The sequence below is a fragment of the Mycobacterium sp. E2699 genome (genome assembly GCF_001666745.1).
Classification (GTDB): Bacteria; Actinomycetota; Actinomycetes; order Mycobacteriales; family Mycobacteriaceae; genus Mycobacterium.
In genome coordinates, this window is record NZ_LZJH01000115.1 from 30,564 (window position 1) to 41,888 (window position 11,325).

General features: G+C 69.3%; 8 protein-coding genes and 1 riboswitch. Of the genes, 5 read left to right on the forward strand and 3 right to left on the reverse strand.

Annotated elements, in window-relative coordinates:
- Window positions 1–4: 4 nt before the first annotated feature.
- From garA to gcvP, 5 genes are all read left to right on the forward strand, one after another.
- Window positions 5–469 carry a glycogen accumulation regulator GarA gene (gene garA, locus A5696_RS20555; protein ID WP_369803371.1) on the forward strand — a complete coding sequence of 155 codons (465 nt, stop codon included), beginning with the start codon at window positions 5–7 and terminating at the stop codon, window positions 467–469.
- Complete coding sequence (locus A5696_RS20560; RefSeq protein WP_067882850.1) at window positions 469–1,224, forward strand: MerR family transcriptional regulator; 756 nt, start codon at window positions 469–471, stop codon at window positions 1,222–1,224. Before garA ends, A5696_RS20560 begins: the two co-directional genes overlap by 1 nt.
- 84 nt (window positions 1,225–1,308) lie before the next feature.
- Window positions 1,309–1,803 (forward strand): bifunctional nuclease family protein, encoded by a 495-nt coding sequence (locus A5696_RS20565; RefSeq protein WP_067882851.1) that lies wholly within the window; start codon window positions 1,309–1,311, stop codon window positions 1,801–1,803.
- Between the two features lie 240 nt (window positions 1,804–2,043).
- A complete protein-coding gene (locus A5696_RS20570) occupies window positions 2,044–2,673 on the forward strand; it encodes a MerR family transcriptional regulator (RefSeq protein ID WP_067882852.1) in 630 nt (209 codons plus the stop codon).
- Between the two features lie 111 nt (window positions 2,674–2,784).
- Window positions 2,785–2,882: riboswitch (glycine riboswitch) on the forward strand.
- 142 nt (window positions 2,883–3,024) lie between these two features.
- Window positions 3,025–5,856: an aminomethyl-transferring glycine dehydrogenase gene (gcvP, locus tag A5696_RS20575; RefSeq protein WP_067882853.1), complete on the forward strand. Its 2,832-nt coding sequence runs from the start codon at window positions 3,025–3,027 to the stop codon at window positions 5,854–5,856.
- A gap of 17 nt (window positions 5,857–5,873) precedes the next feature.
- On the opposite strand, the gene A5696_RS20580 is transcribed toward gcvP, so the two are convergent.
- The 3 genes from A5696_RS20580 to A5696_RS20590 all read right to left on the reverse strand — a co-directional run bounded on the left by A5696_RS20580 (window position 5,874) and on the right by A5696_RS20590 (window position 11,180).
- A complete protein-coding gene (locus tag A5696_RS20580) occupies window positions 5,874–6,734 on the reverse strand; it encodes a haloalkane dehalogenase (protein WP_067882854.1) in 861 nt (286 codons plus the stop codon).
- Window positions 6,735–6,813: 79 nt separating this feature from the next.
- Window positions 6,814–8,886: a substrate-binding domain-containing protein gene (locus A5696_RS20585; protein ID WP_067882855.1), complete on the reverse strand. Its 2,073-nt coding sequence runs from the start codon at window positions 8,884–8,886 to the stop codon at window positions 6,814–6,816.
- A 92-nt stretch (window positions 8,887–8,978) separates the two neighbouring features.
- A complete protein-coding gene (locus A5696_RS20590; protein ID WP_067882856.1) occupies window positions 8,979–11,180 on the reverse strand; it encodes a malate synthase G in 2,202 nt (733 codons plus the stop codon).
- Window positions 11,181–11,325: the final 145 nt, after the last annotated feature.

Genomic DNA, 11,325 nt, shown 5'->3' on the forward strand with positions numbered 1-11,325 from the left:
GGACATGGATAACGACCAGACCTCTGACGAAGTCACGGTAGAGACGACTTCCGTCTTCCGTGCCGACTTCCTCAACGAACTGGACGCCCCCGCGCAAGCGGGGACCGAGAGCGCGGTGTCGGGGGTCGAAGGGCTCCCCGCCGGCTCGGCGCTGCTGGTCGTCAAACGGGGACCGAACGCGGGCTCGCGGTTCCTGCTCGACCAGCCCATCACGTCCGCCGGCCGGCACCCCGACAGCGACATCTTCCTCGACGACGTCACGGTCAGCCGTCGCCACGCCGAATTCCGGTTGGAAAACAACGAATTCCACGTCGTCGATGTCGGTAGCCTGAACGGCACCTACGTCAACCGCGAACCCGTCGATTCGGCGGTGCTCGCGAACGGCGACGAAGTGCAGATCGGCAAGTTCCGGTTGGTGTTTTTGACCGGCCCCAAGCAGGGTGACGACGATGGAGGTTCCGGAGGGTAGTGAGCGCGCCCGATAGCCCGGCACTCGCCGGGATGTCGATTGGGGCGGTCCTGGATCTGTTGAGACCGGATTTCCCCGATGTCACCATCTCCAAGATCCGCTTTCTGGAGGCCGAGGGGCTGGTGACGCCGCAGCGCGCCGCATCCGGATACCGGAGGTTCACCGCCTACGACTGTGCCCGGCTGCGGTTCATCCTCACCGCCCAGCGCGACCACTACCTGCCGCTGAAGGTGATCAGGGCGCAGCTGGACGCCCAGCCCCACGGTGAGCTGCCGCCGATCGGATCGCCTTACGGGGTACCGCGATTGGTGTCGGTGCCCGACGGCGGGGACGTCGGCGCCGCGGGCGAGGCCAGGCCCGACGCGGCGGCGGTCGCTCCGCCCCGCGTCCGGCTGAGCCGCGAAGACCTGCTGGAACGCTCCGGGGTCGACGACAATCTCCTGACGGCGCTGCTCAAAGCCGGGGTCATCACCACCGGCCCGGGCGGCTTCTTCGACGAACACGCCGTGGTGATCCTCCAGTGCGCGCGGGCGTTATCGGAGTACGGCGTCGAACCGCGGCATCTGCGCGCCTTCCGCAACGCCGCCGACCGCCAGTCCGACCTGATCGCCCAAATTGCCGGGCCGGTAGTCAAAGCGGGCAAGACCGGCGCCCGCGACCGCGCCGACGACCTGGCGCGTGAGGTGGCTGCGCTCGCTATCACACTGCACACCTCGCTGATCAAGTCCGCCGTTCGCGACGTTCTGCATCGCTGAGGATTAGACTTCGTTGGACAGCTTGGTGTGTGCACACCAGGCTGGCAGTGCGACCAGAGCGGCATATGCGGAGGGCAGACACAAATGGGTGAAGTTCGTGTTGTCGGCATTCGCGTCGAGCAGCCGCAGAACCAGCCGGTGCTGTTGCTGCGCGAGGCCAACGGTGACCGATACCTGCCGATTTGGATTGGCCAGTCGGAAGCCGCGGCCATCGCGCTGGAGCAGCAAGGCGTCGAACCGCCTCGCCCGCTGACGCACGACCTGATCAGGGATCTCATTGCCGCCCTTGGGCATTCGCTGAAAGAAGTGCGGATCGTCGATCTGCAGGAGGGCACCTTCTACGCCGACCTGGTCTTCGACCGCAACATCACCGTTTCGGCGCGCCCGTCGGACTCGGTGGCGATCGCGCTGCGGGTCGGCGTTCCGATCTACGTCGAGGAGGCGGTCCTCGCCCAGGCCGGCCTGCTCATCCCCGACGAGAGCGACGAAGAGGGCAACACCGCCGTCCGGGAGGACGAGGTGGAGAAGTTCAAGGAATTCCTGGACAGCGTCTCGCCGGACGACTTCAAGGCCACCTGACCCCGGGCCATCCCGGACCACTAGGCTGGACCCCGACATCACGGATCCATCTCATCTGGCACCGCGATGTCGACACGCTGGCCGATAGTGCGGCCACACGGCCGCGCAGCCGCCATACTTTGATCACGACTTACGGGCGCGGCGGCTATCGAAAAGCGTAAGCTCTCTAGCACTCGGGCCTGAGCAAACGTGGCTGCGGTGCAGCCAATGACGACAGCGCGATCGGCGAGAGGAACCACCGTGAGCGAGCAGCCACGTCAAGAGCAGCTGGACCTAGCTGACAATGCGACCGCCGCGAGCAGCGACCCGACCGTCACCGCAGCGAGCGCGCCCGTGCAACCCGGGCTGTTTCCCGACGATTCCGTGCCCGACGAGCTCGTGGGTTACCGCGGGCCGAGCGCCTGCCAGATCGCCGGGATCACCTACCGGCAGCTGGATTACTGGGCGCGCACGTCGCTGGTGGTCCCGTCGATCCGCAGCGCGGCCGGCTCCGGCAGCCAGCGGCTCTACTCGTTCAAGGACATCCTGGTCCTCAAGATCGTCAAGCGGTTGCTCGACACCGGCATCTCACTGCACAACATCCGGGTGGCGGTCGACCATCTGCGCCAGCGCGGCGTGCAGGACCTGGCCAACATCACGCTGTTCTCCGACGGCACCACCGTTTACGAGTGCACCTCGGCCGAAGAGGTCGTCGACCTGCTGCAGGGCGGGCAGGGCGTGTTCGGCATCGCCGTCTCCGGGGCCATGCGCGAGCTGACCGGCGTCATCGCCGACTTCCACGGCGAGCGCGCCGACGGCGGCGAATCGATCGCCGCCCCGGAGGACGAGCTGGCCTCCCGGCGCAAGCACCGCGACCGCAAGATCGGCTAGCCGCCACTTTCTCCGCGAGCAGACACAAAAGCCCCCCTAAGCCTGGCGTGTCGCGGGCTTTTGCGTCTGTTCGCCACCGCGTCCGGGCCACGGGTAAACTGGCGGGCGCGTCGCACTCGGGCGGGAGAGTTCCGTGGCTGCCAGTCACGGACGCCGAAGGAGCAACACCTCTCCGTCAACCTCTCAGGCACCCGGACCGCGCGAGTTGACGACGCCTCTGGAAAGCGGTGGAGACACGATCCCCACCCGCCGATGGGGAAAGGCGCCCGGCGCCGAATCTCTCAGGCGCCCGGGCCGCGGGTGAAGACAGAGGGAGAGGGCCGCCAGTCCCTCGACCTCAGGAGTTCGCGAGTGCCCGACCAATCAACGTTCGCAGACCGGCACATCGGCCCCGACAGCCAGGCCGTCGCGGCCATGCTCGCCGTCATCGGCGTGGAGTCGTTAGACGAGCTGGCATCGAAGGCGGTTCCCACCGGCATCCTGGACCGGCTCGTCGACGGCGGCGCCGCCCCCGGCCTGGAGCAGTTGCCGCCGCCCGCCAGCGAGGCCGAGGCGCTGGCCGAGCTGCGGCGCCTGGCCGACGCCAACACCGTGGCCGTGTCGATGATCGGGCAGGGCTACTACGACACGCTCACGCCTCCCGTGCTGTTGCGCAACATCATGGAGAACCCGGCCTGGTACACCGCCTACACCCCGTATCAGCCGGAGATCAGTCAGGGCCGGCTGGAGGCGCTGCTGAATTTCCAGACGATGGTGGCCGACCTGACGGGCCTCGAGGTGGCCAACGCGTCGATGCTCGACGAGGGCACCGCCGCGGCCGAGGCCATGACCCTGATGCACCGCGCGGCGCGCGGCTCCAACCGGCTCGCGGTGGACGCCGACGTCTTCGCCCAGACCGCGGCCGTGCTGGCCACCCGGGCCAGGCCGCTGGGCGTCGAGATCGTCACCGCCGACTTGCGTGACGGCCTCCCGGACGGTGACTTCTTCGGGGTCATCACCCAGTTGCCCGGCGCCAGCGGCCGGGTCACGGACTGGTCGGCGCTGGTTGCCGCCGCCCACGACCGGGGCGCGCTGGTCGCCGTCGGCGCCGACCTGCTGGCGTCGACGCTCATCACACCGCCCGGCGAGATCGGTGCCGACGTCGCGTTCGGCACCACCCAAAGATTCGGTGTCCCAATGGGATTCGGCGGCCCGCACGCCGGCTACCTGGCCGTGCACGCCAAGCACGCCCGCCAGCTGCCGGGGCGGCTGGTCGGGGTGTCGTTGGATGCGGACGGGTCACCGGCCTACCGGCTGGCGCTGCAGACGCGCGAGCAGCACATCCGCCGCGACAAGGCGACCAGCAACATCTGCACCGCACAGGTGCTGCTGGCGGTGATGGCCGCGATGTACGCCAGCTACCACGGCGCCGACGGGCTGACCGCGATCGCGCGGCGGGTCCACACCCAGGCCCGCAGGATCGGTGCGGCACTGGGTGCCGCGCTGGTGCACGACACGTTCTTCGACACCGTCTTGGCCCGGGTCCCCGGGCGCGCCGACGAGGTGCTGGCGGCGGCGAAGGCCCACGGCATCAACCTGTGGCGCGTCGACGCCGACCATGTGTCGGTGGCCTGCGACGAGGTCACCACCGACGAGCACGTGGCCGCGGTGCTGCAGGCGTTCGGGGTTCAGCCCGCCGAGCCGGAGTCCGTCGGCATCGCCACCCGCAGCTCGGAGTTCCTCACCCATCCCGCATTCACGCAATACCGCACCGAAACCGCGATGATGCGGTACCTGCGCACGCTGGCGGACAAGGATGTCGCCTTGGACCGCAGCATGATTCCGCTGGGCTCCTGCACGATGAAACTCAACGCGGCCGCCGAGATGGAACCGATCACCTGGCCGGAGTTCGCCCGCCTGCACCCGTTCGCGCCGGCCTCCGACACCGCGGGGATCCGCCGGCTGGTCGCCGACCTGGAGAGCTGGCTGGTGCAGATCACCGGTTACGACGCCGTCTCGCTGCAGCCCAACGCCGGCTCACAGGGCGAGTACGCGGGCCTGCTGGCGATCCACGACTACCACGCCAGCCGGGGCGAGCCGCACCGCGACATCTGCCTCATCCCGTCGAGCGCGCACGGTACCAACGCCGCGTCCGCGGCGCTGGCCGGGCTGCGGGTGGCCGTGGTCGCCTGCCGCGAGAACGGCGACGTCGACCTCGACGACCTGCGGGCCAAGGTGGCCGAGCACGCCGACCGGCTGGCCGCGCTGATGATCACCTACCCGTCCACGCACGGCGTCTACGAGCACGACATCGCCGAGATCTGCGCGGCCGTGCACGACGCCGGCGGTCAGGTCTACATCGACGGCGCCAACCTCAACGCGCTGGTCGGGCTGGCCCGGCCCGGGAAGTTCGGCGGCGACGTCAGCCACCTGAACCTGCACAAGACGTTCTGCATCCCGCACGGCGGCGGCGGGCCGGGCGTCGGCCCCGTCGCGGCGCGCGCGCACCTGGCCCCGTTCCTGCCGGGCCACCCCTACGCGCCGGAGTTGCCCGGCGGCCACGCGGTGTCGTCGGCGCCCTACGGGTCGGCCTCCATCCTGCCGATCACCTGGGCCTACATCAGGATGATGGGCGGCGGAGCAACTAGCGGCCTGCGGGCGGCCTCACTGACCGCGATCGCGTCGGCCAACTACATCGCCCGGCGGCTCGACGAGTACTTCCCGGTGCTCTACGCAGGGGAGAACGGCATGGTGGCCCACGAGTGCATCCTGGACTTGCGCGGCATCACCAAGTCCACCGGCGTGACCGTCGACGACGTGGCAAAGCGCTTGGCGGACTACGGCTTTCACGCGCCCACCATGAGCTTCCCGGTGGCCGGCACGCTGATGGTGGAGCCCACCGAGAGCGAAACCCTGACCGAAATCGACGCCTTCTGCGAGGCCATGATCGCCATCCGCCGCGAGATCGACCGCGTGGGCTCGGGGGAGTGGTCGGCCGACGACAACCCGCTGCGGGGAGCGCCACATACCGCGGAGTGCCTGCTGGTCTCGCACTGGGATCACCCGTACACCCGCGAGGAGGCGGCCTACCCGCTGGGCAAAGGCTTCCGGCCCAAGGTGTGGCCGCCGGTGCGCCGCATCGACGGCGCGTACGGCGACCGCAACCTGGTGTGCTCCTGCCCGCCGGTGGAGGCGTTCGCCTAGGTTGTCGCCGCGGCCGGTCAGCCGAAGCGCTCGATGATCGCCGCGGCGATCCGGTCGGGCGCGTCCTCCTGGATGAAGTGCTTGGCGTCGGGCAGCTCGACCACGACGTGGTCGGGAAACGTCGCGCGCATCCGCGGGAGTGACGGGCCGGGCCGGAAGGCGAAGTCCTTCATGCCCCAGACGAACAGCGCCGGCTTGTCGCCCAGTTTGGCCGGCACCTCACGGGCCAGGCGGGCCAGCAGCGGATGGGCGGCCAGGATCTGCTTGGGCATCTCGGCCACGCCCTTGCGCGCCTCCGCGCTGGGTTGCACGGCGCGGTAGTGCTCCATCACCGCCGCGCTCGGCCGGTGCTGGGTGCCCGCCGGGACGAGCCGTTCGACGAAGAAGTTGTGGTGCAGGATGGCGTACTGCATCGGCGGGCTGGACATCACCCGGCTGAACGCCTTGGTCGAGAACGTGTCCGCCGGCCAGAACCAGGTGTTGCCCAGCACGACGCCGCGCACCCGGTCGGCGCGCTCGACGGCGACCGCCATGCCGATCGGGCCGCCCCAGTCCTGGCCCATGGTCAGGTAGCCGTCGAGCCCGAGGTGATCGACGAATTCGCCGACCACCCGCGCGTGCTCATCGATCTTGTAGCCGTATCCCGCGGGTCGCTCGGACAGCCCGAACCCGAGGTAATCCGGTGCGATGCAACGGAACCGGTCGCGCAGCGCGACGATGATGTTCCGGTACAGGAAGCTCCACGTCGGATTGCCGTGGCACAGCAGCAGGGGCGGGCCGTCGCCCTCGTCGACGTAGTGCAGACGCCCGCGCGAGCTGTCGAACCACCGCGACTCGAACGGATAGAGCTGGGGATCCGGGGTGAAATCGACCTGCATGACGCTCCCTTCGGCAACGCCCACGATCGTATGCGGAAGGGGTGACAGCGCCGCGTCAGCTGTGCTCGCCCCGACGCCCTCAGCTCAAGAAAGTGTTGATGGCGGCGGCCAGGTCCGGGGACGCCGACGTGGACAGGTTCTGGTATCCGCCGCCGCTGAGTTGCGCGACGGCTTCCCAGGTGGAGCGGTCCGGGTCACTGCCGAAGTCGATGACGTTGACCGCGATCGGCTTGGCCGCGTCAGCGCTCTTGCGGATGAAATCCTGCAGTCCGGCGCCGTCCAGGGTTTGGTCGGTGTGCGGTCCGGACGTGATCACCAAGATCGAATTCGCCTGGCCCGCATGATAATTGGTCTGCAGCTCCTGGTAGATCATGCGCAGGGTGGTGAACGAAACCGCGCCGCCGGCCGACGAATACTGCTTGTCCAGCGCGGCCGCCAGCGCCGCCGAGCGCGGTTGGCCTCCGGCGGCGCCGACGGGGTCGCCCAGCGGTCCGCCCGGCACCTCCGAGCGGCCCTCGTGGCCGTCGAAGGTCCACAGGCCCACGCTGGCGCTGGGCGGCATCGACTTGATCTTGTCCCGAAGCGCAGCGATCACGTTGGCGAGCCGGGTCTTCCCGCCCTCGTCGACCGGCATCGACTGGTCGAGCATGATGGTCGCGGCCAGTCCGCTCGCCGGGGCGGCCATGGCTTCGGCCAGCGTCGCGCGCATCGCGTCGTCACCCACCGACAGCGTCGCGGGCAACGCCGGGAAACTGGTCACCGGGCTGCTCGGCGGGTTGACCCCGTTGACCCGGAAACCGGCCTTGGCCAGCTTCGCGAGTTGCTCGGGCTTGCGCAGGTAGCGGTCGAACCCGCTGGCGGCGGAGGTCTGCTCCGGCGTCAGCCAGGGGCCGCTGAGCAGCACCGTGGGGTAGTCGGCGACCGGCGCGGGGCCGCCCGGCAGCCACGACGCCAGCGTGCTCTTGGCATCGGACAGCGATTGGCCGCGCTGGAACAGTTGCTGCTCGGTGGTCAGCACCGCGTGCACCGGCGCGGCCGCCGCGTCGCCGGGCTTGAGCAGGGCGTTGAACGCCTCGGTCAGGGAGTTGTCGGCCAGCTTGGGTTGGGCGCTCAACAAGGCGCGGACGGCGCCCGTGCCCTGGGTGGGCGGCGCGCCCGCCGGAACCGACGCGGCCGCGACGGCCTCGCCGGCCAGATACGACGCGTCGCCGTTGCCGTTCGTCGGCAGCGCCAGCCGCAGCGACCCCCACGTCGGCAGGTTCACCGCGGCCAGCCCGTTCGGGTTGGTTTGCAGGCCCGGCAGCGCCGCCCAGTTCTGGTTGCCGAGGGCCTGCCCGAGCTCGGGCCGGACGGCGAGCATGACCGGCGACGTCACCAGCGAATGGCTTTCGGTGATCGTTTTCTGGCCCGCGGTGGCGGCGAGCCGCGCGGCGGACACCGAGCTGCCCGGGATCCACAACGCCGGCTGCCCGCCCAGATCTGCGGGCCACTTGCCGGCGAACCCGTTGAGCACCGCGTCGGAACCGGCCGGTTTGACGTTCACCACCATGCAGTGGTCGCCGACCGGGCCGGCCGTGGAGTTGTAGCTCTGGGCCAGCTGCTGCACGGGATCGGAAATCGACGGGTCGGCGATGACGGCGACCGACTCCTGACCCCCGACGCAGCGGGCGGCGGCGTTGTGCGACCGGTGGGACAACGCGTCGCCGAAGAAGCTCCACAGGATCACGGTGCCCACCACGACGACCACGGCGACGAGCGCGACGATCACCCCGATGCTGACGCCGCGGCGCCCGCCCTCGCTGCGGTGGCCGCCGAGCCGCTCGCCGAGCCCCCGGTGCCCGCCCCGTAACCGGGATGACAGCGACGGCGGGGAGGCCGGCGGCTCGTCGCCCGCCGGGCCCTGCCTGCGCGGCGGGAATTCCGGATAGTCGTCGGCGGTGCCGTCCGCGAACGTGTCGTCGGCGGGATGGGCCGCCTCGCCGCGCGCGGGAAAGTTCTCGTCGGCGAAGTCGTCGTGCCAATAACGGTCGTCGGCCGCGGCGTCGCGGTAGTGGTGACCGGTGTCCTCGGCGGCGTCCTGATCACCGGCGACGTATTCGTCGGCCGGCCGGTCGACGGAGTCCTCCGGGTCGGGCATGCTGTGCCTACCCATACCGGTGCCCGCCGCCTTTCCGTCGACTCGTCATGGACTCGGCGCAGATTCTAGTCATCAGAGGCACTGCTCACCGCATTGTCGAGCCGGTTTCACCCACCGGCGGCGCGGGCTTTGAATTCGCGCCGGCGCCGATGCAGGATCGGCTCGGTGTAGCCGTTGGGCTGCTGTGCTCCGGACAGGATCAGCTCCTGGGCGGCCAGGAAGGCGATGCTGTCGTCGAAATTCGGCGCCATCGGCAGGTACTTGGGATCACCGGCGTTTTGCTGATCGACCATCGGGGCCATCCGCTCCAGGCTCGCGCGGACGTCCTCGCTGGTGATCACGCCGTGCTTCAGCCAGTTGGCCAGCAGCTGGCTGGAGATCCGCAGCGTGGCGCGGTCCTCCATCAGCGCGACGTTGTGGATGTCCGGCACCTTCGACGACCCGACGCCCTGGTCGATCCAGCGCACCACGTAGCCAAGGATGGATTGGCAGTTGTTGTCGACCTCCTCGCGGATCTCCTCGGAGGCCCACGCCAGCTCCTTGGCCAGCGGGATGGTCAACAGCTGCTCGATGCTCGCCCGCTTCTTGCCCGCCAGTTCCCGCTGCACCGCGATGACGTCGACCTGGTGGTAGTGCAACGCGTGCAGGGTGGCCGCCGTCGGCGACGGCACCCAGGCGGTGCTGGCACCCTGCTTGGGCTGGCCGATCTTCTGCTCGACCATGTCGGCCATCAGCTCGGTCATGGTCCACATGCCCTTGCCGATCTGGGCGTGACCGGCGAAGCCCGCGGCCAGGCCGGTGTCGACGTTGTTGTCCTCGTAGGCCAGGATCCACGGTTGGCTCTTCATCGTGCCCTTGCGCACCATCGGGCCGGCCTCCATCGAGGTGTGGATCTCGTCGCCGGTGCGGTCCAGGAACCCGGTGTTGATGAACACGATGCGGTCGGCGGCGGCCTTGATGCACGCCTTCAGGTTGACGGTGGTGCGCCGCTCCTCGTCCATGACGCCGACCTTCAGCGTGGTCTGCGGCAGTCCGAGCACGTCCTCGACCCGGCTGAACAGTTCGGTGGTGAATGCCACCTCGTCGGGGCCGTGCATCTTGGGCTTGACGATGTAGATGGAGCCGGTGCGGCTGTTGACCAGCGGCCCGTTGGCGTCGGTGGCCTTGAGGCCGTGGACCGCGCACAGGCCGGTGAACAGCGCGTCCTGGATGCCCTCGAAGATCTCCGTTTCTTCGCCGCCGTCGGTGCTCAGAACGATTGCGTCGTTGGTCATCAGGTGCCCGACGTTGCGCACGAAAAGCAGCGCGCGCCCGGGCAGCACCAGCTCACCGCCGTCGGGGGTGGTGTAGTTGCGGTCCTGGTTGGGCACCCGCGTGAACGTCTTGCCGTCCTTGTCCACCTCGGCGGCCAGGTCGCCCCGCATCAGGCCGAGCCAGTTGCGGTAGGCCGCGGTCTTGTCGTCGGCGTCGACGGCGGCCACCGCGTCCTCGAAGTCGATGATCGTGGTCACCGCCGACTCCAGGACGACGTCCTTGATGCCGGCGCGGTCGGTCCGGCCGACGGGCGACTCGGGGTCGATCAGGATCTCGATGTGCAGGCCGTTGTTGATCAGCAGCACCGACCAGCTGGGGGAGCCGAGCTCGCCGCTGTATCCGACGAACTTCTCGGGCTGGGCGAGCCCGACGGATTCGTCGCCGAGGGTGACTTCGAGCCGGCCGTCGGCGATGCTCAGGCCCGTCGCGTCCGCCCAGGAACCCGACGACAGCGGCACGGCCCCGTCGAGGAACTGGCGGGCATAGGCGATCACCTTGTCGCCGCGCACCCTGTTGTAGCTGGTGCCCTGTTCGGCGCCGTCGGTTTCGGGGATCACGTCCGTGCCGTAGAGGGCGTCGTACAGCGAGCCCCAGCGGGCGTTGGCGGCGTTGAGCGCGAAGCGGGCGTTGGTCACCGGCACCACCAGCTGGGGGCCCGCGGTGGTGGTGATCTCGGGGTCGACGCCGGACGTGGTGATGCTGAAGTCGTCGGGCTCGGGCAGCAGATAACCGATCTCGGTCAGGAACTCCCGGTAGGCCTCGGTGTCGATCGGCTCGATGACCCGCTGCCGGTGCCACTTGTCGATCTGCGCCTGCAGCTCGTCGCGGCGGTTCAGCAAATCCTGGTTCTGCGGCGTGAGGTCGGTGACGACCTTGTCGACACCGGCCCAGAAGCTGTCCGGGTCGATTCCGGTGCCGGGCAGGGCCTCGTTGTTCACGAAGTCGTAGAGCACCTTGGCGACGCGCAAGTTCCCCACCGACACGCGGTCAGTCATGTTTCTCCTCCATAAATGGGCTCCTCAGGGGCCAAGCGGAACCTCACCGGCCACAACAGGCATCGTCGTCAGCCTACCGACCGGCAGCCCGACGACAGTTACCCGGGCGACCCGCAACAGCAGGTCACGCCCGGGCTCCAGCCAC

What these genes read in the sequence shown, in the direction of transcription:
- A5696_RS20580 (WP_067882854.1), bottom strand. Translation starts at nt 6,734, where the DNA reads ATGCAGGTCGATTTCACCCCGGATCCCCAGCTCTATCCGTTCGAGTCG.
- garA (WP_369803371.1), top strand. Translation starts at nt 5, where the DNA reads ATGGATAACGACCAGACCTCTGACGAAGTCACGGTAGAGACGACTTCC.
- A5696_RS20565 (WP_067882851.1), top strand. Translation starts at nt 1,309, where the DNA reads ATGGGTGAAGTTCGTGTTGTCGGCATTCGCGTCGAGCAGCCGCAGAAC.
- A5696_RS20590 (WP_067882856.1), bottom strand. Translation starts at nt 11,180, where the DNA reads ATGACTGACCGCGTGTCGGTGGGGAACTTGCGCGTCGCCAAGGTGCTC.
- A5696_RS20585 (WP_067882855.1), bottom strand. Translation starts at nt 8,886, where the DNA reads ATGGGTAGGCACAGCATGCCCGACCCGGAGGACTCCGTCGACCGGCCG.